This window comes from Kitasatospora sp. NPDC001175 (assembly GCF_053598215.1).
Genome location: NZ_JBSFJU010000240.1, coordinates 1 through 1,033 on the forward strand (window position 1 = coordinate 1; position 1,033 = coordinate 1,033).

Here is a 1,033-nt window from a genome sequence, read left to right on the forward strand (position 1 = left end):
GACGGTCGGCGGGGTAGCGGCGGGCGTCCAGCAGGGTGGTCACCAGCCGATAGGAGCCGGCAAAGTCGGTGCCGTCCGAGCAGGCGATGCTGATCTGGGCCTCGATGACGCGCACCGGGACGCCGCCGATGGCCGACAGATACGAGGAGTCAGTAAGGGCCTTTCCGATCGGCGGGCGGCGGCGCTGATTGATGCGGCCCACGATCCGGGCGCCGGTGGCGTGGACAGCGGCGAGGAAGTCGTTGCCGTCGAACCCGCGATCCCACAGCACCAGCATGCTGGGGCCCAGATGGTGAAGCAGCCGGGTGGCGTAGGCAGTCTCGCCTACCCCGGTGGGGCCGAACACCGCGCCGATCACCGAGCGGGTTCCGGTCTCGACCAGCGTCATCAACTCGATCTGGGGATAGCCGCGGTGCGGGCAGCCCCCGAGCCAGGCCCGGTTGCGCTCGCTGTCGGGTGTCTTGATGGAACTGCAGCCGTCGAAGGAGACCGTGCGATAGGGGCCGAACCGCGCTCCGGGGGTGCGGGGTTGGGCCAGCGCTCCGGCCACCACCTCGAACAGGCCCTTCATCGGGGCACAGCCGATCCGGCGTCGAAGATCGCGCAGACCCTTGGCGGTCGGTGCCGGGTGCAGGTCGTCGATGGCGGCGGTCATCTTGGCCCACACCAGTTCGTATCCGACCTCCGGGAACAGGCACATCGCGAGGAGGAAGTACACCCCGACCCGCGAGGGCAGGTCCCGCAGCCTCCGCTGGACCGCACGGGTCTCCTCCAGGACGGCGTCCACCAGCTCGAAGGGCAGCCAAGGGGTCAGGCCCCCGAGGTGCCCGGCAGCGAAATGCCCTGCGGCCAGGGTGATTTCCCGCGTGAGGGTGGTCAGGGCAGGCGGCGAGGCAGAATGGACAGACAACGCGGCTCCACGGGCAGGGCGTCTTGGTCGACACCTGCTCCAACGGGGCCGCGTTGCTTGCGTTCCGCGCACTGCGGTGTACCTCGACCCTTGCCTTGCACCCCGGCCGAAATCCTTAACTAC

1 protein-coding gene is annotated in these 1,033 nt (G+C 69.3%); it reads right to left on the reverse strand.

What is annotated here, in order from left to right; translation table 11 throughout:
• A partial coding sequence (locus ACWDAK_RS41405; protein WP_427396385.1) for a transposase domain-containing protein occupies window positions 1–910 on the reverse strand: 910 nt, incomplete at its 3' end.
• Window positions 911–1,033: the final 123 nt, after the last annotated feature.